The sequence below is a fragment of the Bacillus sp. NPDC057893 genome (genome assembly GCF_042796455.1).
Classification (GTDB): domain Bacteria; phylum Bacillota; class Bacilli; order Bacillales; family Bacillaceae_G; genus Bacillus_A.
This window is the reverse complement of sequence record NZ_JBHVNG010000004.1, coordinates 57,108-80,372: the sequence shown is the minus strand read 5'-3', so window position 1 is coordinate 80,372 and position 23,265 is coordinate 57,108. Positions and strand designations below refer to the sequence as shown.

The window sequence follows — 23,265 nt, the reverse complement described above, 5'->3', positions numbered from 1 at the left end:
TGAAAAAATGGGGAAATATGTTCCGTTAAAATTTTTATTCAACGAAGAATTAGCAGAAAAAATGGCTGATTCTATTTCTCAACATGATTCTAATTTCTCTAAAAAAAATTTTGTAGATTCCGTAACATGTAAAGTTGAAAATTTAGAGTTAAAGCAACGTGTCGAAGTAATAGCAGATGAATTACACAATGAATTACAAAAAGATTTTAGTGAAGCAATACATATATTACTGAAAACATTGGGACCAGAAAACACAACAGAAGTAGGCACATTTACAAACGGATACATGTACATGCCTATCGCAAAATACGTTGAAAAATATGGACTTAACGATTTTGACTCCTCATTCAACGCAATGTATGAAATAACAAAAAGAAATACTGCTGAATATGCCATTCGTCCTTATCTTGAAAAATATCATGAAGAAACCTTGGACATATTGCAACAGTGGTTACGTGACGAAAACAGCCACATTAGGCGATTAGCTTCAGAAGGTACTAGACCAAGACTTCCTTGGGCAAAAAAAATAGGAGCTTTGAAAGGTGACTACAGAAATAATTTAAAGCTTCTTGAGCCATTAATGAATGATCCTTCTAAGTATGTTCAAAAATCTGTAGCCAATCACATTAATGATATTACGAAAGAAGATAACGAACTCGTTTTTCAATGGTTGCAACAATTACTCGATAAAAACCATCCTGTTAACCCTTGGATTATGAAACATGGATTAAGAACGATGATAAAAAATGGCACTTTACCAAAAGATTTTTGTTTTTAAGTATTTTAAACAAAAACGCTTATGCTTCAAAAATGAAGTATAAGCGTTTTTCTCTTTAAAACATTATCCCTGCCTTAATATATTTTGAAACATTTCTGGCTTACTTTGTTCAAAGCTCTCTATTAGTTCTTTTCCAAATATCGTTATACTCTTTTCCCAAGGATGACCTAAATAGCCCCACTTAAAATCCTTCTGAATAAAGAAATAATAATCTCCATTTGGAAAAATCGGGATAGTCCACTCATCAAATTCATTTCTTTCAAACTCTAAGTGTGGATTCACCCAATAACATTCATGTTGCCAATCAAGTACCATTATATATTCATTCAATGCTGTATTTTCTTTAAAAACTTGTACCGCTTTATCTTCCAGATCGTCATATGCATTTAAATCTACCGATTCTCCGAAGTAATGAGATATATCATATGTAACAAAAGGACTTGGCACCTTAAAAGATGGAAATACAGAATCACTTGGCGAAAACTTAAGCTCACTATATATCCTGTCCCAAATTTGGTCGTACTCTTTGTCTGTAAACTCCATCCAATTTTTCATTAAACAACTGCCTTTCCTTATCATTTCGAAGGATTTCCACTCGATTATCCCGAATATATAAATAATCATTCTCGCAAGGAGCGAATTTGTATGAATCTATTTGAACACGAAACGTAAAACCGCTTCATTTTAATAAGAGGTCCTCCCTTTCTCTTTTCTTACTATATCATTCATTAACGAAATAGGAGGATACAATTATGAAACGTGATCCATTATTTTTAACTTTATTAGAAAGTGCAAAGACAAACTTTAGCGGCTGAGATTTTTCTTTCATTTCAGAAACTGGCCGATTGAAGAGCGAGCCTTTATCATGGTCATATGGTAGTACTGCTTTCCAGCTTATGCAACGTGCAAAATCAATGCTAGATATGGGAACTGGCGGCGGAGAGTTTTTATCTATGTTACAATCATTCCCACCAACTATTTATGCGACTGAGGGCTACGCTCCGAATGTACCAATTGCACGGAAGAAATTAGAACCTTTAGGGGTTACAATCGTAGAAGTGACTGATGATACTGCTTTACCATTTCAAAATGGTCAGTTTGATTTAATTGTGAATCAACATGAATTCTATGCTGCTTCTGAAGTGCAAAGAATTCTTTCCACCAATGGAACATTTCTTACACAACAAGTCGGTGGTCTTGATTGCGCTGATCTTAATGAGCTGTTTGGTGCACCGCTTAATTCAGAATTTGCAAATTGGTCACTGGAAACAGCATGTAGTGAATTAAAGCAAAGTGGATTTACAATTTTAAAAGCGAAGGAAGAGTTCCCTCTTCAACGTTTTTATGATGTCGGTGCTGTTGTCTATTACTTAAAAGCAATTCCGTGGCAAATTCCTGATTTTACAGTAGATAGCTATAATGAGGAATTATATCGCATACATGAAATCATCTTGCAAAAAGGGTATTTTGATGTGAAGCAACATCGTTTTATTATAAAAGCGAATTATGTAGAGTAAAACTTGAATTAGCCTTCCTTGCAAAAAAGCCAAATTCTTTATTGGAATTTGGCTTTTTCTTAGTATTTTAACGCGTCCTTCCCTATTGTGAAACGAGATGGTTTTCATATCGTTTTTCCGTATCATCTTCTGTCAGAATAGACGTTGTGTAATCAACAATATTCCGGGATACAATCTCATTTATTTTTCTTGGTGTTCCGCATCCCATTCACTTAAATAGGATGCATATTCTAATTCATCTGGATTATCATGTAACATAGAAATAAACTCTAATTTATTTCCATCACAATCCAGAAAGTATACACTTGCAGCTGGCATCCATCTTTGGACAATTGGCTCTTGATTTCCTTTTCCCTGGCTTCCTACCACTTCTATTCCACGATTCTCTAACCACAATTTAGAAGTCTTTAGAAATTCTAAATCTACACCAAAAGCAAAGTGTTTCATCTCAAAATCTTCAATATTTTGTACTTCCCATAGTCCAAGCATTTGCTTTTTACTTTCCCCTACCCAAAAGAAAGCCACTTTTCTTTTGGAAAGTTTTCTTGCTAATGCTAACCCCAACTTATTTTGATAGAAATCTATAGCCTTTTCTAAATCTCTTACATGTAAATGAGTTTCGTATATGTTCCGTATCATTCTGCTTATTCCTTTCTTTATTGGTAACTACGGGTTGAGTAGTTACTATTATTATATCGAAATTGAAATATGATAAATCTAACTGAGGTAGCAAATTCAAATAAAAATTCTACTACCTTTGTAGGAGAAATCTCCATTAAATTCAGATGAAATCATATTTAAATAATGAAAAACCGCTATTCTTTTAGTATGAATATAAAGAATAGCGTTTTTTACTCTTGGGATAGTTAATATTTTCAAGTTGATGGGTATGGAGTAGCATCAACGCCATTCCACATTCCCATTGTTGGCTTTTTGTTTCTATTTAAAAGGAGTATCTTATCCCCTTTTCTAATGAAGCATATTGTGTACTTATACATATCATCATATCCTTTCTATTTCCTAACCCGTTAACTTACTATAAAAGCGTTACTTATTATCCTCTTTATAGAAGCACCTGCGGATTAAAAGGTCCATCTAATTCATTGATTGTTTTTTGAGAAAAATAAAAATACTAAACTAGTCTAGTATTTTCATTTTCGAAAAAGGATAATATATAAATTCCACCTTGCCAATAACGTTATCTTCTTCAATATAACCTAAACCATTTCGACTATCCTTACTGTGTTCACGATTGTCTCCCATTACAAATAACTTATTTGGCGGAATCTTTGTCTTTTTAAAATTGTAAAACACTTGTGTATTATTATATAAATCTTTATTTATATAAGGTTCATCTTGCTTTTTGTCATTTACGTATACAGTTCCATTCGTTATGTTAATTACGTCACCGGGAAGTCCTATCACACGCTTCACATAATATTTCGATCCATCCTCTTCCTTAATAATGACGATTTCTCCGTGCTGTAAGCTAGAAAAATGTACAGCGGCTTTATTTACAAATACGTAGTCTTCTTCATGTAAAGTTGGTTGCATTGATTTTCCTTCCACTTTACATAAAGTGAAAGACTGGTACGTTACTACTAGGACAAATATAAATAGTATGTACTTTCCCCAACCTCTCTTAATCTCCTCTTTCATATCCATTCCCACCTTATCAAAACACTTTTTAACTCAAAAATATATCACTGCACAATATGTTTTCATTTGCGCAGTGATATACTACAATTTGAATTTTTTTACTGTGCCTTATTCGGCTATTGTGTTACTGGGACTGGACTTACACCCGATCTCTGCGTTTTCAAATCAAAATATGCATCCAAAATTTCTTTACCAATTGCAGAATTAATACCTGATTTATCATTATTTACCCATGGCACAACAATAGAAAAAGCAACTTCCGGATCAGCATCATATGGCGCATACCCGGCGAGAGTTAAATTATAACATTTTTTTCGATAGTTGTTTTCATCTCTGCCAATATCACTTTCTCCACCGTACACTGTTTCTGCTGTTCCTGTTTTCCCAGCCGGTTTATACGGTAATCCTTTAAAAGTTCCACTACCTGTCCCATCAACCTCTTGGAAAACTCTTCTAAATCCTTCTTTCACATGATTTATATATGAAAGATCCATATCCACTCGATTTAACACGATTGGTTCCATCGAGTGAATGACTTTTCCGACTTCCTCTGGTCTATTTGGTTGCTCTCTAATTTCTTGTACAATTTGTGGTTTCATTCGGTAACCACCATTTGCAATCGTTGACATATATTGCGCAAGTTGCAGCGGCGTATATGTATCATATTGTCCAATCGCATAATCAAGTAAAAAACCAGGTATATTATCGGTTCTACCCATTTGACCAATCGATTCATTTGGAAGGTCAATACCAGTTGGCACTCCTAGACCAAATTGTCTAAAGTAATAGCGCATTTTATTAAACGCTTCTTGTTTAATATCTAGCGGATTATTTGGTACATAATCAATCCCCGCAATCTTTAACGCCGTATTAAACATGTAGACATTGGATGAAACTTGCAATGCTCTTAAATCATCAATATCTCCAAAGTCTTTCCACGATTTCTTCGGCTTCGAACTTCCTTTAAAAAACATTGGTGCATCGAAAAAATGCGTATATGGCTTAATCGCTTCTGTTTGATATCCCGCTAATACCGTAGCTCCTTTCACCGTTGAGCCTAACTCGTAAGAACTTATCATCGTTCCTAAAGCGTAGTCTTCTATTTGCATCCCGCCGTCTTTATTTACAATTTTCTTTCCTGCTAATGATAGAATTTGACCATTTTTCGGATTCATCATAACGACGAATGCACGATCCATCATCGGTTCAGAAGAATGAAATGCCCTTAAATTCCTTTCAAGACTTTCCTCCACTTTCTTCTGTAAATCCATATCAACTGTTAACATTAAATTATTTCCACTTTTTCCTTTTGTCACTTTTTCAGTTCGAATAATATTTCCAGCTTTATCAGTAATATTTTTAGACTGTTCTTTCGTTCCATGTAACATATCTTCGTATTGTTTTTCGATGTAACTCTTACCAATACGATCATTTCTGTTATAATCTCGTACTAAATAATAATCTAATTGCTCCCTTGGTAATCCCTCATTCTCAGTAGAAACACTACCAAGTACAGAACGTAGTATTTTATCATTTGGATATTCTCGCTCCCAATCCACAGTCGTATCTACGCCTGGCAAGATCGATAATCTTTCACTCACTACTGCATATTCATTTTGACTTACATCTTTTTTGACAATTTGTGGCGTCATTTTATATCCCGCATTCATTTTGCTTTTAATTGCTAGTACTTCTATATCCTCTTTCGAAAGCTCGTTTAATTCTTCTTGTGTAATTCTTTCTCGTCTCAACTCTTCTACTTTCTTATCTAAGTCTTTCCCTTCTATTTCCTGCTTCCTAAATTTACCTTCATCCTCTTTCGTTACTTTTGTTGCTGCACGCTTTTCATTTAACTGCATCCAAAAATCTTTTTTATCTGTCTCTGTTAACTTGTCCATATCTTCTTGTGGCATTTCAATTAGCTTTGCTAAATTTCTTGCCACTATTAAAACCTCTTTTGAGTCCACTCCCTTCATCTTCGTATATGTAACAGTTCGTAACGGTTTATTATTTACAATAACTTTCCCTTCCCGGTCAAACATCTTCCCTCTCGGGACTGGAGTACTCACCGTTACATCTTCCTTTTTATTCACTTCATTTCGATACGTTTCTCCGTCAATGATTTGTACTTTACCTAATTGAATGATAATAGCTGAAAATAAAAGAAAAACGATAAAAAATAGTACATTTAACCGAAACGGAATATGAGTCTTTTTCTTTTTCGACTGTTTTTGCTTCTCCTTTTTCTGTCTCATTTTGCTCCCTCGCTTCATTCTATTAACATTTCTACGCATGAACCATTATGTATTAAATTTATTTATATGCTATATATAGAATTTTATATTAATTACAAAAGAAATAAAAGATTTAATTTTCAGTTTTCGGATTTTACACCCTATTTATTACCATTCCCCTTGATAAGCAATAACATGAATATAATTCATACAAAAAACTGAGGTGACATCATTCACCTCAGTTTCTTTACGAAAACAAAAACTTATTTAATCGAAGATAATCCTTCGACAAATTCACCAATCTTATTTTGAAAAACAAAATCAAAATTGTATTCTTGTCCTGTTAACTCTTCATTTACTAAAATTGTTGTTGCGCCTACTTCCCTTTTTGCGATTTCTGGGAATGAAGCGACAGGCTGTACCTTAAGTGACGTTCCCATTACGAGAAGTACATCTGTTTCATATAAACGCTTGATCGCATTTTGATATTGAGGTAACATATCTCCGTATAAAACAACATCTGGATTTAAAATGAAATTACACTTCCCGCAACGCGGCACTTCATGATCAATCATATATTGTAAATCATATCCCGCTTTACACTTCGGACAATGCGCTGTTTGAAGTGTTCCATGTAAATCAATGACATGTTTACTACCACCTACTTGATGCAAACCATCAATATTTTGCGTTAAAATCGTTATGTCTTTCCCTTGTTCTTCTAGCTCCGCTAAAAAGCGATGCCCACGATTTGGTTTATATTGATGAAACGTATTAATTTGAAAGATTTCTTTATAATGCTTCCAAAACTCTTTCGGATTTCTATTATAATAGCCTCTCGACAAATACATCTCTACATTCGCATCAGCATATAATCCATTTGCTGAACGAAAATCTGGGATACCACTTTCCGTACTTGCACCAGCACCTGTTAACACTGTAATTTTCTTCGCTTTTTCTAATATCAAACGTACTTCTTCAAATTGCACAAAAATCACCTCTATGTATATTCCTATACTTATTATACCAGTTGTTTACAATAGGTGTTGTACAATTCATTTTACTTAATGCGTCGCGCCACCACACTCTACAATATCTACTTCTACTTCCGTCGTTACCTCGATTGCCAATTCAATCCCTTGACTAATCGTAGAAAGTGACATACTCGGTTGACCTGGATAGTTACTAGCTTGTTCTGGTAAGAACGGAATATGAACAAATCCACCTTTTATTTTCTTATCATGTTTCTCTAGTTCGTGCATGAGACCATAGAATAAATGATTACAAACGAATGTACCTGCGGTTTGTGAAACAGATGACGGTATACCTTCTTCGCGAAGTTTTTTCACGATTGCTTTCATCGGAAGTGTAGACCAATACGCAATCGGTCCTTCTTCTACAACCGGCATATCCACCGGCTTGTTCCCTTCATTATCAGCAATTCTTGCGTCGTCAACGTTAATTGCTACACGCTCTATCGTAATATCTGGTCTGCCCCCAGCTTGTCCAATACATATAATAATTTCAGGCGTCAGTTCTTCTATATACTCTTCTAATACGCTTATTGATTTATGAAAGACAGTTGGAACTTGTTTACTAATAATTTTGTACTCTCCGATTGTTTTTTCATGTAAACTTTTTGCGACTTCCCAAGCTGGGTTGATACTTTCTCCGCCGAATGGATCAAATCCTGTTAATAATACTGTTTTCATAGTTTCACTCTCCTAATTAGAAACGATATACAAGGCCGTACATTATAAACATATTTATAATGAAAATGGAAAGAGCAATTGGTACTTGCGCCTTAATGACTGCATTCTTATCTTTCAATTCTAAGAGCATTGCAGGAACAATATTAAAGTTTGCTGCCATTGGAGTAAGCAATGTTCCGCAATATCCAGCAAACATGCCGAGTGCTGCCATAATAGCTGGATTCCCGCCGTGCATTTGTACAATTAGAGGTAGGCCGATTCCGCCAGTAATTACTGCAAACGCTGCGAATGCATTTCCCATTACGACTGTAAATAGCATCATTCCTAAACAATAGGCCATAACAGCAACGAATGGATACTCTGTCGGTAACACTTGTCCGACTAAATCAGAAACAACTTGGCCAACGCCAGACTTCGCGAAAATACCGCCAAGTGCCGCTAACATTTGTGGTAAAATAACAGCCCAACCAACTGCTTGTAATAACCTACTTCCTTCTTGAACAGGCGTTGTTATTTTTGATTTTGTAATACGCATCGCCGCAACGAATGCGAGTAATGCTCCTAACGCTAATGCAACTAATGTCACTTTATCAGGATCAACAAGTGCGACATTTCCCCATTTGATTTTCCCTAACGTTAATGTACCGATAATTGTAAAAATAGGTATTAATAGTGCAGGCATGAAAATTTTATTCTTTAATTTCTCAGCATGTTTCACACGTTCTTGCACTGGTACTTCTTTCTCTTCAGATTTTGTTACTTTATTTAATGAAGCTAAAACAACCATAACAAGCACAATACAGCCAACATAAAACGAAGGGATTACATTTCCGAATAAAAATGTAACTGCAAACAATGCCCAAAATAAACTAGAACCGAATCGGTTTGGATGTTCACGATCAAATGCAATACGAACAGCGATAAATGCAACGATTATTCCTAATACATAATAGATTGTATCCATTGTGATTATGTTCATATCATATAGCCTCCTTCTCTTGTTTTTCTTCTGCCTTTATTGTTTTTTCTATATACTTATCAAACCTTCTAAACCTAATCCAGCTCACAATAAGAGCAGATATCGCAGTTGGAATACCCCAAAGCGCCATATCCCATACACCGACATGCATACCTACTGAATCGAAGAACCCTTTCATTAATAGAATGGCACCAGTTGCGATGAAAATATCTTCTCCGAAAAACCAAGCTGTATTTTCCGCAGCTGCTGCATTTGCTTTAATCTTTTCTCTCAATTTTTCAGGGAGTTTACCATATTTGCCTTGCGCAGCCCCTTCTGCCATTGGTGCAACAAGCGGTCTCACCGTTTGCGCATGCCCACCAATATTTAGTCCAAGTGCTGCTGATGATTCTCTTATCGTAAAATATGACATTAATACTCTTCCAGTTGTTGCTCCTTTTGATTTCGTTATAAGTGCTTCTGCTCTTTCTTTCAATCCGTAACGCTCTAAAATCCCGATTACCGGTAAAGTTAGTATAATAGGCATAGACATGTATCTATTTTCTATGAAAAATTTACCGAACATGCTGATCACATCATAAAAGCTTAAGCCTGAAACCATACCAGTAACAATACCCGCAACCATTACTACTAACAGTGTATTTAATCTAAATAAAAACCCAACTGCAACAAGTAGTATCCCAATTAATTTAATCAATTTTAACACTTCCTCTCATTTTTAATCCCGCTAATTAAAGTTTCACTTTATTTGGTGCGCATATAGAAATGCCATTAAGTTCGAATGTTCTGTATATTTTTCCCGCAAATTGGACTGCTTTCTCTCCATCCCCGTGTAAACATATCGTTTGCGCTTGAACTGCTACTTTCCCTCCATTAACTGCTTCTACATACCCTTCCTTCACCATTTGAAGTACCTGTTTTATCGCTTCATCTTCATTTTTTATAAGAGCATTTTCTTCTGTACGGCTCGTTAAAGTTCCGTCCTGCTTATACGTACGATCAGCAAAAGCTTCTTGTACGAGAGTTATATTATATTTTTCTGTTCCCCTTATAAATGCCTCACTATTCGCTAATCCGTAAAGTAATAATCCAGGGTTAATATGATAAATTGCCTTTGCGATTGCATCCGCAATTTCCGAATCAGTTGCCGCCATATTATATAAGGCACCGTGCGGTTTTACATGTTGCATTTTCCCTCCGGCAGCTTTAACAAATCCTTCTAATGCGCCAATTTGATATAAAACATAATCGTACACTTCATCTGCTGAAACATGCATGTTCCTTCTCCCAAATCCAATTAAATCAGGAAATCCAGGGTGTGCCCCTATTGCTACGTTATGCTGCAGAGCTTTTTCAACCGTTTGCCGCATAACGGCCGGATCACCCGCATGAAAACCACAAGCAACGTTTATAGAGGAAACGAACGGAAGAATTTCATCATCATTCCCCATTTTATAAGCTCCAAAACTTTCTCCTAAATCACAGTTTAAATCGATTGTAGTCACGATGTTTTCCTCCTAATCTCAGCTTCGTAAAGCGATGAATTTCTTTAATAGACTCATACTTGTTTCCTGCTTTATATATAATTGTGCAGCTTCTTCCATAGTTATTTTTTCAAAAGTTACATAGTCTCCTGGTTTCAGCTGCGCTAGAAGAGGTAAATCTACTGAAATTATATTTCCAATTCTCGGATAACCACCTGTCGTTTGTCTATCCGCCATTAATATAATAGGCTGTCCACCATTCGGTACTTGAATTGTCCCGAATGTAACTGGGCTCGATAAAATTTCTATCTCTTCAGCTCTATTTAAAACATCTCCGTCAAGCCTATATCCCATGCGATCAGCATAATTGGACACTTTATACTCTTTCGAAAAAAACGACTTTATACTTTCTTCTGTAAATTGATCATATTCAAAGTCTGTTATGACGCGAAGAATAGGCTGCTTCTTATATTTTGGTAAAGCATTGTTACAAATTGCCCACTTCGTTTTTATACGCTCTTCTTCTTGTAAGTTTTGAATGAAGCGACTCGCAACTTCTGCCCCTGTACCAATTTGAAAATAATCTCCTTTTTTCAGCATTCTCCCTTCAATACCGCCAAGAGCAGCACGTATGTAAGTACTTTTACTTCCCATCGTACGATCAATATTTATACCACCCGTAAAAGTCACATACGCCCTACAACCGCTTTTCGCTTTCCCGAGGCAAAGCATGCTTCCTTCTTCAGCTAATATGGGACGCCATAATGGAATGCGTTCTCCATTTAATAACGGTTCCATATCTGCTCCACCAATCGCGAGCAATGTCGTTTTCTTTATTAACAATTTAGGTCCCATTATTGTAATTTCGAGTCCAGCCTCATTCTCCTCATTGCCTACTAACATATTAATCATCCTGAGTGCATTTTTATCCATAGCCCCGCCAACAGGTACACCGTATTGTTGATAATGAAATCTTCCTAAATCTTGGACTGTTGTAAACATTCCTGCATGCAAAATCTCTACATCCATTCTTTAGCCCCCTCAAGCGATACGTACTCTTCCTTTGTTATTGGTATAAATCGTAAATACATACCACTTTGAATATATGTTGGTATTTCTTCTTTTGGATTAAATAGAGAAATAGGTGTTCGGCCGATAATATTCCAGCCTCCTGGTGTTTCGAGCGGATAAATACCTGTTTGATTTCCGCCAATACCTACTGAACCAGGAGCAATTTGTAGCCTTGGTGTTTCTTTTCTAGGTGTTTCTAGTTCTTTCGGTAATCCCCCTAAATAAGGGAATCCAGGTGTAAAACCTAACATATACACGAAATATGTTGTTTCACTATGTATTCGAATAACATCCTCTACTTGTAAGCCTTGATAATGCGCAACCTCTTCTAAATCAGGTCCATATTCTCCCCCGTAGCACACTGGTATAGAAATATGTTTCACATCTCGGTTCACTTCTTCTTTATATGAATCACACAGCTCCCTTATATACTGGCAAACGTAATCATATGGTCTTTTACTTCTCTCATTTCGCTTCCATACTTCGTACAAATTGTAGTAAACCGCTAATGAAGTAAACGCCGGAACGCATTCAACCATTCCTGCAAACGGATGCCGCCTCAGCGCTTGAAATAATCGTTGTACTTTTTCGTATATATCCATCCCAATTTCTTCACCAAATGTAACAATAATTGCTTGATCCCCTAACGCAGAAAATTTCATCCCACTCCCTCTTTCTATGCCAAAAAGCCGAGTTCTTTCGAAATGCGGTTCGCTGTTTCTTTCACTTTCGCAGTAAAATACGCAATGTTACTTTCGCTATACTCAATTGCTAACCCCGAAATACTAATACCAGCTACAACCGTTCCATCATTTGTAAAAATTGGCGCTGCTATAGCCGCTGTATGATTTTCTAATTCAGAATAACTAATTGTATATCCAGCTTGTTTTGCCATATGTAACACTTCTAGTAAATGCTCCTTATTCACAATCGTTCCATCCGCAAACTGCTGTAAATCTGTTTCCTCTACGTACTTTCTTTTCTCTTCCTCAGAAAAATACGATAGTAAAATTCTCGGACATGCTCCCGCATACAGTGGTGCTCTTCTTCCAACCGCCGTATAAACACGTACCGGCTGAATTCCTTCCATCTTCTCAACATAAATTGCGTCATTACCATCTTGAATAATTAAATTTACTGCTTGCCCTAAACTATCTCTAAGCTCTTTCATATAAGGAATCGCAATATTTCTTACGGATAACCTTTGTGAAACAAGTTGACCAAATCGTAAAAAAATGACTCCGAGACGATACTTGCCCTTTTCTGTTTTTTGTAAAAAGTCCATTTCTTCTAAAGAGCCAATTAAACGATAAACAGATGTTTTCGGCATATTCGTAAGCTGAACCATCTCTGTTAAACTTAGCTCCTCATGCTCATAAAACAACTCTAAAATATCCATTGTCTTAACTGCCGTTTTATTTATACTCATCCTATCTCCTTTTTGTTCCGAATTCCGGAACTTCAATTCCGTTTTTCGAAACAAACATATAATTTAAAATTATAAAATATTCTTTCAATTCTATCAATATATTTTTCACAAACAAAAAAAGTATGGAAGAATATTTCTCCCATACTTTTTGCTTTATAACGCTCTCACTTGTTTCAACGGCCAGAAAACAGCTTGTCCTTTTCCGACAATTTCATCTTCTGAAATAAATCCAAACATACGACCGTCTTTAGAAACTTCACGATTATCTCCTAAAACAAACACTTGGCCTTCTGGTACTTTCGTTTTTCCTGTGATTTGTTCTAACGTAAAATCAGGAGTTAATACACGACCAGACGCCTTTTCTTTAAATTCTTTTAAATACGGTTCTTCCATCGCTTTTCCGTTTACATATAAAACATCATCTTTATACTCAACTGTATCACCTGGTAAACCAATTACTCGTTTTACTAAATCGTACCCTTCTTTTCCGTGGAAGACAATAACGTCAAAACGGTCTAATCCACTTATACTATAACCAATCTTATTCACGAGAACTCGTTCGTTATTTTCTAAAGTGGGCATCATCGATTCACCTTGTACTAATGAAGGTGTAAATAAAACACCGCGAATAATAGCGATTAATACAAGGGTAAATCCTATCGTTTTAGCCCATGAGAATAATTCTTTCTTCGTATTTTCCTTCATCGTTTCTCCTCTTTCTTAAGTGTTTATTTTATTATTCCAACTAATTCTTGTACTAACTTTAGGTCAATCTCAGAAAAACATGACTTACCTTCTCTAACCGCTGTACCTACATGCGCCTGCGTAATTCCAGTTTCATCTAGCAATTGTTTTACATTCTCTTTCGTTACTCCGCTTCCGACAACAAGCTGTATATTCCCTTCACTTTCCTTTTGCATCTCTGTAAGCGCCGGAATATTATCTACTACATTTCCTTGTCCGCCTGAAGTTAACACGTGAGTAACTTTATTGAATTTTTTCAAAGTTTTCATCGCTTCTACTGGATTTTCTGTATCATCTATCGCACGGTGATACGTGACATTTATTCCATCTACAACAGATAATAAATCTGCTAATTCCTCTTCATCAACTTCATTTTGTTCATTTAATACACCTAATACAACACCAGCAGCCCCAAGATTTTGAGCAACTACAATATCTTCTTTCATCATTTCAATTTCTTCTTCCGTATATGTAAAAGACTTTGCATGCGGACGAATCATAACATGAACTGGTATTTGTACTGCTTCTACTGCTTTTTTTATAAAAGCATAACTCGGTGTTAAACCACCTTCTGTATATGATGAAATGAGTTCAATTCGATTTCCACCAGCCTTTTCAATTCGCTTCACATCTTCTAAACAAGTTGCAATAACCTCTAGCATGAGATACCCTCTTTTCGTACTTTTTTCTTATTATACAGTAGGTGAAATAAGAAACATAGCATTCCACTATAAAACTACAAAAAGAAGAATAAAAAGAAAGATTTTTTAATTGATAAATCGAGAATTCCCTCTTCTTGAACAATGACATAATACATGGAATTATATCAACGATTTTTTAAATATATCTATCACAACTCTAAATATATCAACGATTCACCGACAACGAAAAGTCTGTTCCAGAACGGAACAGACTTTATAGTTCTTCATCACGACCGAAACGCCGCATCCGCCAGCATAGACAGTGTTGCATCATCCATCGGCGGATTGTGCAGTCCTGCTCTGACGTTTAAATAATAGCGATGAAGCGGATTTTTTTCTGATAAACTTTTCGCTCCTACGATGCGCATAGCTTTATCTACAATAGATATTGCCGCATTCGTTACAGCGGATTTCACTGCTGCTAGTTCCGCTTGCAATGATAATTTATCTTCTGCCTCATCGTATTTTTTCGCAATTTGATATAAAAAGACACGAGCTTGCATAAGCTCAAGTTCTAATTCTCCAACTAATCTTCTAACATTCGGCAATAAACTAATAGAATGATTTAAACTATTTGGCTTGTATGATCCCGCAAACTGAACTGCATAATTTCTTGCTGATTGTGCAATTCCTAAATAACATGCTGGTATATGTAGCAACCAGCCAATACCCTTTTGTTTCACTTTCCCGCCCAATACACCCGTAAAAAAGCGGTTCTCTATCTCTACATTTTGTAAAACGAGATCATGGCTCGCAGTTCCTCGCATTGCGATACTATCCCACGTTTCTTCAATTGTTACGCCTATCGTATTCTTTGGAATGACAAACTCTCCGATTTCTTCCTGGCCTTCAATACTTGCTGAAATGATAAAATAATCAAGTACTGGCGCCATTGTCGTAAACGTTTTTCTTCCATTTATAATCCACTTCTCACCTTTTTTGACAGCTAACGTCTCTGGTTTCCCGCCGCGCGTAGGACTACCTGTATTCGGCTCTGTCGCTGCTCGATTAAAGAGGGCGCCATTACGCACTTCTTCACAAAACCAAGTGAACATTTCCTCATCCCAAGAACGGTTTTCAGCTAATTCCTTTACAATGCCAAGGTGCCATCCAATTGATAATGCGGTAGCACCGCAGCCTTCTGCTATTTTCTCTTGAAATAAAACAAAATCATATAAGGAAATCGCATTGCCTCCCCATTCTTTTGGCAACGTTAATTTCGTATATCCGATATCTTTCAAATTATTAATATTTTCATACGGAAATGATCCTAATTCACTTAGTTGATGCTCCCTTTCCATGAACTTCGGAATCAATTTATTTATTTTCTCAATAACTAAAGATTGTTCTTCTGTTTCAACAAATGAGAGTGCCATACATAATCTCCTTTATGTTCGATTCATAAACCGTTCATTTTGTCATTATGATTATATGAAGTTACTTCTCTATTGTTTCACTATTCCGATAAAAATACAATGCTTTTGAACAATAAGAAAAGTTCCTATATGAAAGGATAGGTTCTTTTCTTATATTAATCCCCTTTCAATGCCTTTAATGGCAAAGAGGTTACATATCCAATATACGAGCATAATTCTTTAAAAAAGAAAGGGATTTCTGTATCTAACGTTTTATACGCTGACGTTGGAGTTGGTGATGCATACGCTTCAATTTTAAGATGTTTTGCAATTTTCATCGCACGTTTCATATGAAGTGGATCACTCACGATCGTATATGTGCGTATTCCATTCTCTATTCCAACTTGTTTTGCATTCTTTAAATTCTCCTCTGTGAAAAGAGATTTTGTTTCAATTAGAATATCCTCTTCTTTTACACCATGTTTCAGTGCATACACTCTAGCAGTACGCGCTTCCTCAAGCTCTGCCTCAAACTTTGTACCACCTGTGAAAATAATCTTTTTAATATTACCGTTCTTATATAAGGAAATTGCATGATTAATTCTTTCTTTAAATACAGGAGATGGTTTTCCGTTCCATGAAGCTGCTCCCAGCACGATACCAGCATCTGTCTTCACATCATCATCTGTTTTAAAGCGATAACTCCAAATATCGTAAGCTGCATAACTTACATATAAAATAATAGAACAAATCATAAGCAAGAATACTTGCAAGATTCTTCTTTTCTTACTTTTCTTATTTTCTTTCATTTATAACTGCCTCCGTACATCATCCATACTTCTATATAAAAACGTATATATCAAATCATTTTGTTTGAATTTGTTTAAAAGAAGGAATTTTTTTCTCATATATATGTATTAAAGGGTTTTCATTTAAAATTGAGGATTATCAATTCATTTTTCGTTTGCGGTTTTCATTACATTTTTTATAATTTATAAGTTTATTACCATACAACTACATTGTAACGAATTTTTTATCATAATGGAATGATGAAACAAAAGTAAATAAAAGAAGTAACCGTTTTGTAAGAAAAAAGGTATATTTTTCATCTTGACGATCAATACACCTTTCTTAATATGAATTATCGTTTTTCTTTATACGACTCTAATTTTTCTAATAACCGTTCTTTTATAGCTGGCCATTCACTTGCAATAACACTGTATACAACTGCATCTCTAACATGTCCACTCGGCAATTTTCTTTCGTTTCTAAGTACACCCTCTTTTACTGCGCCCAGTCTTTCAATTGCTCTTTGTGCTTTTTCATTTCGGGCATCCGTCTTAATTTGTACTCTCCGCATATGCAACTTTTCAAAAGCATATTGTAATAACATATACTTACATTCTGTATTCATACTCGTACGTTGTACACTCGGGTCATACCACGTTTTTCCTAACTCAACAGTCTTATCTTCAACTGAAATGTTATATAAGCGTGTACTTCCTACTATTTCATTCGTCTTTTCATCAACAACAACAAATGGCAAATCCTTACCTGCCCCATAAGCTTTTATCGCCTTTTGAACATATTGTTGCATATCTTGAACAGTATCCATTTTAGAGATTAAATACGCCCAAATATCTCGATTTCCTTCCACAATTGAAAACATTTTTTCGACATCATTGCTATCCATTAACCGTAACTTTGCTCTTTCGTGAATAAATTCCATTTGTAAGCCCCCTTCTTTTGTTGTTACTATATCATATTATTATATATTGCTTTATTATTATATAGAAATTAAATTCACCATTACAGAAATATAATATATCTGAAAGCAAAAAATGCGATGCCTTTATTCAGGCATCGCACTCATAATTTGAATTAAAATTTACTTCTTTTCCATTACCGCAAAATAGTTATTTTCGCTATCTGCAAAATTAAATATTCTACCTGTAGGCATATTTACAATTTCTCCAACTGTAACATTTTTGTTTACTAAATCACTATATAAACGATCGAATTCTTTTGAGAAGAACATTAAAGAAGGTGTACCAAGATTTAACTCAGGCTGCATTTTAGCAATTAATTCTTTATTGTGGAGAATAATACTTGTTTCAGCTTCTTTCGTCGGAGCAATTTCAATCCATCGCATTCCTTGACCGTTATCTTCCTCTGAAATTACAATAAACCCTACTTTTTCTGTCCAAAATTTCTTCACTTCATCTTGGTTATTCACATACAACATAATTTGACCAACATTATTAATCATTTATTTTAACTCTCCCTTATAAACTTTTTTTATTAAACTCAATGCTCTTAAACCTACTTATCACCGAAAATAAAGTTACGTTACAAAAATCTATTTCAGCGATTCCAATCGCTCGTCCAAACGATCCCAAGTTTCGGTGATACCTTGTAGCATGCCCATGTCCATAACGGTCTTAAGGGCCTCTTTGTTAACATATTCAGCACGGTTTATTAGCTTTGTCTTTCCACCTAAATCGATGAATTCCAATGTCATCTCGGTTGACGGCATAGAATCATTTACATTACCTTCAGCATCTGAAAAGTAATCGGTATAGACGATTTTCTCTGGCTCAATAATCTCTTTATAGACTCCTTTGCCCCATGATTCCATACCAAAGAATTGCCCCAGGTTCTGATCGACACACTTCATACAGTAGTGCCAAACGCCTCCCGGACGGAAATCGACAGTACATGATGGAATTTCCCAGCCCCTTGGTCCCCACCAGTGTTTCAAATGCTCTGCTTCTTTAAACATACTGAATACAAGATTACGCGGTGCATCAAAAACGCGCTCCAGTACTAATACTCGATCATTCTCTACTCTCGATACCATTGTATTGTTTGACATGTTATTTCCTCCTTAAATATGAACTGATTTTATGACTTTTCCTTGTTTTGCAATTCCTTCAAATACTCATCTAAATTATCGAATCTCTCTTCCATCACACGCTTAAATGACTGTACCCAACAATCAAGCGCTTGGAAAGGCTCAGGTCGGAGCTTGTAAATCCGGCGATTAGCTTCAGCCTGCACTTCCACAATCCCTGTATCGCTTAACACTTTTAAGTGTTTCGAAGTTTGTGGTTGCCTTAATCCCAGATGATCGGCAATTTCCCCAACAGTTAGAGGACCGTCCCGCAACAGTTCAACGATATTCATACGATTCGGTTCAGATAAGGCATTCAGCGTCGCCACGTTCACGCCCGAAATTTCCTCCGACATATCACTCACCTCGTTAAGTGATGGTCTCCGGTTATAACACATCAATATCATCACTAATATTATCTTCTTGTTGAATTGATTATATCCAAACAGGAATATTCCTGTCAAGGAATATTCAAAAACTAAATTCACACTAAATGTGACTTTCACTTTGAAATAAAGTGAAATTTTAATTCATGTTTTTTATTTCTCTCCACTGATTATTATTTCGCACTAACTACGATTTTACGATAAATAAAAAGAAGTCATTTGAATCAAAATGACTTCCGCTTTTATTGAGTAAATATTCCCTTCTACAAGTCAGGAAACTCGGTATATTCAGAACTTATGTAGTCGTTTAAAGCAACAAATAAGCAATCGGCGTAATAATAAGCAACGTTAAAATCGTTCTTTGCACATATAGAATAATAAGTTCAGATACTTTTAACGGAATATCTGTTGATAATATACAAGGGATTGATGCGGAGAAAAACAAAATAGATGATACCGAAACAACTGCAATGACAAACTTTGTCACGAGTGGTGCACTTACAACTAATAACGATGGTAAAAACATCTCTGCAATACCAACTGATACCGCTTTAGCAGCTAAGTCTGCTTCTGGCAATCGTAATAGCCACGTAAATGGATAGAAAATGTAACTGATCCAATCAAATATTGGCGTGAACTTTGCTAAGACGATACCAATTAACCCTACTGACATAATCGATGGCAATATTCCCATCGTCATAATAAAACCGTCTTTTAAATTCACTGCAATATTTTTCATTACACTCGGCGCAGATTTTGATACTTCTAGCGCATCTTCCCAAGCGCGTTCTAGCATTTTCTCTTTATAGACAGGCTCTGGGAACCCTTCTTTCGTAATATATGTATCTGGTTTTCTACTAAGTGGTGGGATTCTTACGGTGATAGCAGTCACGATGAATGTTACAACAAGCGTAGTCCAAAAGTACATATTCCATAAATGCATAATGTCTAATGTTTTTGCGATGATGATCATAAATGTTGCGGATACTGTCGAGAAACCTGTAGCGATGATTGCTGCTTCTTTTGTCGTATACTTTCCTTCTTTATACACCCGGTTAGTAATAAGAAGTGCAAGTGAATAACTCCCAACGAATGAAGCAACCGCATCAATTGCTGATCGTCCCGGCGTATTCCATAACGGTCTCATAATCGGACGACAAAACGTACCGATAAATTCAAGCAATCCATATCCGACTAATAACGCTAAAAATGCCGAACCAATTGGAACGAGTAAACTTACTGATATTACTAGTTTCTCATACAAAAACGGGCCAACATCTGGCGCAAAGAACCAAGCTGGTCCTACTTTCAAACAATATAATATACCAAAAACAACACCTATTACTTTTAAAATAGAAAAACAAATATCTACAATAGATGCATTCCATTTCTTCGTATAAAATGGATAAATCGCACCAATTATCATTACAAGTAGTGCGTAATATGGTACTACAGAAGGAACTGAAGTCCGGATCCACGATACGATATGATCAATCATAATTGACGAAGCACCGTTTATCGTAACTGGTACGAAAAACATAAACACACCTACTAGACTAGCGAGTATAAACCGAAGAATAATCACCTTCTCTCGCCCTGTCTTAATTACATTACTTTTTAATTCAATTTCATTCAAAATTCGACACCCCTTATTATCTAAATATTCTGTATAATAGTGTTAGATTCCTTCTTTTGATTTTGAATATTTAATCATGTAAAAAAGCCTATTTTGAAATATACAATCAAAATAAGCCTTTTTCTATTACCTCTCATAATCATCCACAATCACTTGAATCACACGATAAGATTCTTCTGCCACTTTTTTATTACTATTTTTATTCGCATCGTATGTAATTAACGCCTTCCAAAGCGCCCATCCTCTCGCTCTATTCCACGTTTCTTCATCCATACTTAATACTTCTTTAAATACATTTCTACTATTTTCATCAAAAAACGTCCATGCCATCGCTGCATCACAGGCAGGATCTCCTACTCCTAAAATACCAAAATCGATTACGGCACTAAGCTTCCCATCTTTAACAAGTAAGTTACCCGGCGCTATATCTCCATGAACCCAAACTGGTTTGCTATCCCATGTTGACCTAAGTGCTAAATCCCAAAGATGTTTTAATAATGTCTCATCAAAAACATCCTTATTATTTTCAATGGCTACTCTTGCCTCTTTATCGTATACAGATATAAGCCCGCCCCGGTAAAAATTATGCGCTCCAGCTATTGGTCCGTTACTCGTATCAATTGATTGCAATTCTACTAGAAATGAACCTAAGTCCGCCGCAAACTCATCTAAGTCACGAACATTTTCTTTCGTAACGGTCTCCCCTTCTATCCACTTATTAATAGACCAAGGCCACGGATATTCTTCAGATGGATTCCCTTTCGCAATTGGTGCAGAAATTTGTAAAGAAAGTCCCTTACTTAATATAGGAAGCCAAATATTTTCTTTCTCTACTTGCGGTGCATACGCTGCATCACTTGGTAATCTCATACTCATCTGATCTCCTAAATGAAACGTTCTATTATCATGCCCGCTAAGCTTTACAGGCTTCACTTCTAAATGTGCCCATTCAGGAAACTGTTCCTGTATTAACTTCTCAACTAAACTTACGTTAATTGGATCCATTCACTTTCTCCTTCTCTTTTGAAATTTACTAAGCCCATCTGTACTACCGATATATTCAAAGCCGCATCGCTTATAAAAATCATTCAACAGTTGGTTATGCCCAACACAGTCTAACTTCAAATACTCTTTATCACTTTGTACATTCTCTTCTACCCATTGTAAAATCCATTCTCCTATTCCATTCCCCTTATACTCCCGCTTCACCGCAAATCTATGAATATATAAAGAATCAGAAACTTCCTCTTTACCAAAAATACGTTCATCCCATTCATTTTGTTTAGGAGATACTGTAACCGTACCGACAATTTCATCTTCCTTCGTAACAACATACGTATATTTCTCGCTTATGCCTTCTAATATTTCAGCTGTAGCTTCTCCTCCTAAAAGATACTGCCATTGATTCACTTCTTTATGTTGTATCCACTGTGCCACTTCTTTTAATAGAATAATAATACTTTCACCTTCATCTTCTGTAGCAATTCGAATTGTATATTCTTTAACTGTATTTCTCTCCATATTGCGTTCCCCTTTCATATTACTACCATACTGACAAACGCGTTCTACCGTCATTTTCATCTGTAACGTATTCAACGTAAAAACCTTGATTCAGTGCATTTTCATACATCAATTCAATCGCTTCTTGATCTTTCGCATAAATTTGTATGTATTGAGCATCCACCACTAATACGACTACCTCACACTTACTCTCCTTAAACTCTTCATATGTTTCAATATCTACTGCTGCTTCTCCTTTTGGATATGCCTTTAAATCTACAAAAATGAGATAATATATGTTGTCTTTAACTAACTTTTTCAAATCTAATCCTTCTACTACACTTGGTTCTTCTGGAAATAACGCATCATCCAATCCACCACGTGCTACTAAGTATGACTCCTCACTCCCCACCAATCAAATGAAGAAATTTGAATTGACTTTAATACTTTCCAAAGTAAATTATCATATTCATTTGGAATATCTACAAAAATGCCTCTTTTCATTTGTTTGCTCCTAGCTTATTTATTTTTATTTTCATTTTTGTTTCATACATTATATATCAAATTTGATTACTCTATTTTGTCGATACCTATGTAACTTGTATTTCATCATAAAAAACCGCTCCACTACTAGCGAAACGGTTTCCTTCTGCTTACATTTAAATATCTTATTCAATTGTTGCACTGCGTTTTAAAATAATTCCTAATATATTCACCACATCAGCCATTCATTCTTAATGCTCACTTCGACTTCACAAAGTAATATAAAAACCATACCGCATGATTTTGTTCATCTGCAGCTATTCTCCGCAACAAATCTTTCATAGATGCATCTGATGTTTCATCTGAAATTTCTAAATAAAAATCTACAGTCTTTTGCTCATCTTGTATAGCGAATTCTAATCCTTGTAAGTACGTATTAGGACATCCTTCATTGATCTGCGGTTTCGGCTGCCTGCCAGTTAAATTCGTATAGATTTGTACAAAATTTTGAAAATGCCTTATTTCATCATTACGGATTTCAAGAATTTGTTTTTGTTCTACTTGATTTGGAGCCATGTTAGCTAATTTAGCATAGCAATTTATGGCAGTAAACTCTCCGTTTATAGCTTTTTCAATATCACTTATCAACTTATCATTCTGCCTATACCAATCATGATAATTCGAATTATACATCGTATCCCCTC

At 35.6% G+C, this 23,265-nt stretch carries 25 protein-coding genes and 3 pseudogenes; 2 read left to right on the top strand and 26 right to left on the bottom strand.

Annotated features, from left to right (window positions below; all coding sequences use genetic code 11):
• The first annotated feature begins 7 nt into the window (after window positions 1–7).
• Window positions 8–778 (top strand): DNA alkylation repair protein, encoded by a 771-nt coding sequence (locus ACFVQC_RS18840; protein WP_377898900.1) that lies wholly within the window; start codon window positions 8–10, stop codon window positions 776–778.
• 63 nt (window positions 779–841) lie between these two features.
• On the opposite strand, the gene ACFVQC_RS18835 is transcribed toward ACFVQC_RS18840, so the two are convergent.
• Window positions 842–1,333, bottom strand: coding sequence for a DUF2716 domain-containing protein (locus ACFVQC_RS18835; protein ID WP_377898899.1), 492 nt, complete (start codon window positions 1,331–1,333; stop codon window positions 842–844).
• Between the two features lie 197 nt (window positions 1,334–1,530).
• Here ACFVQC_RS18835 and ACFVQC_RS18830 point away from each other — a divergent pair.
• Window positions 1,531–2,295: pseudogene (locus tag ACFVQC_RS18830) on the top strand (class I SAM-dependent methyltransferase).
• Window positions 2,296–2,475: 180 nt separating this feature from the next.
• Here the strand turns inward: ACFVQC_RS18830 and ACFVQC_RS18825 are convergent.
• From ACFVQC_RS18825 to ACFVQC_RS18705, 25 genes and pseudogenes are all read right to left on the bottom strand, one after another.
• Window positions 2,476–2,934 (bottom strand): VOC family protein, encoded by a 459-nt coding sequence (locus ACFVQC_RS18825; RefSeq protein WP_002146884.1) that lies wholly within the window; start codon window positions 2,932–2,934, stop codon window positions 2,476–2,478.
• Window positions 2,935–3,182: 248 nt separating this feature from the next.
• A pseudogene (locus ACFVQC_RS18820) lies at window positions 3,183–3,293 on the bottom strand (NUDIX hydrolase); the annotation flags it as partial.
• A 139-nt stretch (window positions 3,294–3,432) separates the two neighbouring features.
• Window positions 3,433–3,954 carry a signal peptidase I gene (lepB, locus tag ACFVQC_RS18815; RefSeq protein ID WP_377898898.1) on the bottom strand — a complete coding sequence of 174 codons (522 nt, stop codon included), beginning with the start codon at window positions 3,952–3,954 and terminating at the stop codon, window positions 3,433–3,435.
• A 116-nt stretch (window positions 3,955–4,070) separates the two neighbouring features.
• Window positions 4,071–6,227 (bottom strand): peptidoglycan D,D-transpeptidase FtsI family protein, encoded by a 2,157-nt coding sequence (locus ACFVQC_RS18810; protein WP_377898897.1) that lies wholly within the window; start codon window positions 6,225–6,227, stop codon window positions 4,071–4,073.
• 224 nt (window positions 6,228–6,451) lie between these two features.
• On the bottom strand, window positions 6,452–7,177 hold the full coding sequence (locus ACFVQC_RS18805; RefSeq protein WP_377898896.1) for an NAD-dependent protein deacylase: 726 nt from the start codon (window positions 7,175–7,177) through the stop codon (window positions 6,452–6,454).
• A gap of 75 nt (window positions 7,178–7,252) precedes the next feature.
• Window positions 7,253–7,900, bottom strand: coding sequence for a pyroglutamyl-peptidase I (gene pcp / locus ACFVQC_RS18800; protein WP_377898895.1), 648 nt, complete (start codon window positions 7,898–7,900; stop codon window positions 7,253–7,255).
• A gap of 16 nt (window positions 7,901–7,916) precedes the next feature.
• Window positions 7,917–8,879: a DUF979 domain-containing protein gene (locus ACFVQC_RS18795; RefSeq protein WP_002146876.1), complete on the bottom strand. Its 963-nt coding sequence runs from the start codon at window positions 8,877–8,879 to the stop codon at window positions 7,917–7,919.
• 1 nt (window position 8,880) lies between these two features.
• Complete coding sequence (locus ACFVQC_RS18790) at window positions 8,881–9,576, bottom strand: DUF969 domain-containing protein (protein ID WP_377896093.1); 696 nt, start codon at window positions 9,574–9,576, stop codon at window positions 8,881–8,883.
• 34 nt (window positions 9,577–9,610) lie between these two features.
• Window positions 9,611–10,384, bottom strand: coding sequence for a 5-oxoprolinase subunit PxpA (gene pxpA, locus ACFVQC_RS18785; RefSeq protein ID WP_377896094.1), 774 nt, complete (start codon window positions 10,382–10,384; stop codon window positions 9,611–9,613).
• Between the two features lie 18 nt (window positions 10,385–10,402).
• On the bottom strand, window positions 10,403–11,392 hold the full coding sequence (locus ACFVQC_RS18780) for a 5-oxoprolinase subunit C family protein (RefSeq protein WP_377896095.1): 990 nt from the start codon (window positions 11,390–11,392) through the stop codon (window positions 10,403–10,405).
• Complete coding sequence (gene pxpB / locus ACFVQC_RS18775; protein ID WP_377896096.1) at window positions 11,383–12,096, bottom strand: 5-oxoprolinase subunit PxpB; 714 nt, start codon at window positions 12,094–12,096, stop codon at window positions 11,383–11,385. The genes ACFVQC_RS18780 and pxpB overlap by 10 nt, the downstream gene beginning before the upstream one ends.
• A 14-nt stretch (window positions 12,097–12,110) precedes the next feature.
• On the bottom strand, window positions 12,111–12,863 hold the full coding sequence (locus tag ACFVQC_RS18770) for an IclR family transcriptional regulator (protein ID WP_377896097.1): 753 nt from the start codon (window positions 12,861–12,863) through the stop codon (window positions 12,111–12,113).
• Between the two features lie 153 nt (window positions 12,864–13,016).
• The gene (gene lepB, locus ACFVQC_RS18765) at window positions 13,017–13,568 is read right to left on the bottom strand and encodes a signal peptidase I (protein ID WP_002013664.1); all 552 of its coding nucleotides are present in this window, start codon (window positions 13,566–13,568) and stop codon (window positions 13,017–13,019) included.
• A gap of 23 nt (window positions 13,569–13,591) precedes the next feature.
• Window positions 13,592–14,269, bottom strand: a complete 678-nt coding sequence (locus tag ACFVQC_RS18760) for a copper homeostasis protein CutC (RefSeq protein WP_377898894.1) — start codon at window positions 14,267–14,269, stop codon at window positions 13,592–13,594.
• Window positions 14,270–14,535: 266 nt separating this feature from the next.
• Entirely contained in the window at window positions 14,536–15,684 is a 1,149-nt protein-coding gene (locus tag ACFVQC_RS18755; protein ID WP_377898893.1) for an acyl-CoA dehydrogenase family protein, read from the bottom strand.
• Between the two features lie 155 nt (window positions 15,685–15,839).
• Window positions 15,840–16,472: a YdcF family protein gene (locus tag ACFVQC_RS18750; RefSeq protein WP_377896100.1), complete on the bottom strand. Its 633-nt coding sequence runs from the start codon at window positions 16,470–16,472 to the stop codon at window positions 15,840–15,842.
• Window positions 16,473–16,804: 332 nt separating this feature from the next.
• Entirely contained in the window at window positions 16,805–17,392 is a 588-nt protein-coding gene (locus tag ACFVQC_RS18745; RefSeq protein ID WP_033706994.1) for a GNAT family N-acetyltransferase, read from the bottom strand.
• Window positions 17,393–17,551: 159 nt separating this feature from the next.
• Window positions 17,552–17,932: a VOC family protein gene (locus ACFVQC_RS18740; protein ID WP_105587238.1), complete on the bottom strand. Its 381-nt coding sequence runs from the start codon at window positions 17,930–17,932 to the stop codon at window positions 17,552–17,554.
• A 90-nt stretch (window positions 17,933–18,022) separates the two neighbouring features.
• On the bottom strand, window positions 18,023–18,538 hold the full coding sequence (locus tag ACFVQC_RS18735) for an SRPBCC domain-containing protein (protein WP_377895949.1): 516 nt from the start codon (window positions 18,536–18,538) through the stop codon (window positions 18,023–18,025).
• Window positions 18,539–18,567: 29 nt separating this feature from the next.
• Window positions 18,568–18,912, bottom strand: a complete 345-nt coding sequence (locus tag ACFVQC_RS18730; protein ID WP_377895950.1) for an ArsR/SmtB family transcription factor — start codon at window positions 18,910–18,912, stop codon at window positions 18,568–18,570.
• A 337-nt stretch (window positions 18,913–19,249) separates the two neighbouring features.
• Window positions 19,250–20,578, bottom strand: a complete 1,329-nt coding sequence (locus ACFVQC_RS18725) for a YjiH family protein (protein WP_377895951.1) — start codon at window positions 20,576–20,578, stop codon at window positions 19,250–19,252.
• A 126-nt stretch (window positions 20,579–20,704) separates the two neighbouring features.
• Complete coding sequence (locus ACFVQC_RS18720) at window positions 20,705–21,583, bottom strand: aminoglycoside phosphotransferase family protein (protein ID WP_377898892.1); 879 nt, start codon at window positions 21,581–21,583, stop codon at window positions 20,705–20,707.
• Window positions 21,584–22,099 carry a GNAT family N-acetyltransferase gene (locus tag ACFVQC_RS18715; RefSeq protein WP_377895952.1) on the bottom strand — a complete coding sequence of 172 codons (516 nt, stop codon included), beginning with the start codon at window positions 22,097–22,099 and terminating at the stop codon, window positions 21,584–21,586.
• A 22-nt stretch (window positions 22,100–22,121) separates the two neighbouring features.
• Window positions 22,122–22,582 (bottom strand): annotated as a pseudogene (locus tag ACFVQC_RS18710) (DUF2691 family protein).
• A 237-nt stretch (window positions 22,583–22,819) separates the two neighbouring features.
• Entirely contained in the window at window positions 22,820–23,254 is a 435-nt protein-coding gene (locus ACFVQC_RS18705) for a ferritin-like domain-containing protein (RefSeq protein WP_002146850.1), read from the bottom strand.
• Window positions 23,255–23,265: the final 11 nt, after the last annotated feature.